Raw genomic sequence first — 307 nt, 5'->3', positions numbered from 1 at the left:
CAGTTCATGATAATATTGATCACCCATTAAGCTTATATGCTGCAACAAAAAAATCGAATGAATTAATGGCGCATACATACAGCAGTCTATTTAATATTCCTACAACGGGATTGAGATTTTTTACAGTATATGGGCCTTGGGGGCGACCTGATATGGCTTTATTTATGTTTACAAAAAATATTATCGAAGGCACACCAATTGATGTCTTTAATAACGGTGAAATGATGAGAGATTTTACATTTGTAGATGATATTGTAGAATCCATTTCTCGATTGGTTGCAAAACCTGCGCAACCTAACCAGCAATG

At 35.2% G+C, this 307-nt stretch carries 1 protein-coding gene; it reads left to right on the top strand.

What is annotated here, in order from left to right; genetic code table 11:
• On the top strand, positions 1-307 hold a 307-nt coding region (locus SB775_RS28505), incomplete at both ends, for an NAD-dependent epimerase/dehydratase family protein (RefSeq protein WP_410864541.1).

The organism is Peribacillus sp. SIMBA_075, assembly GCF_046534585.1.
This window is presented reverse-complemented; position numbering and strand designations above follow the sequence as displayed.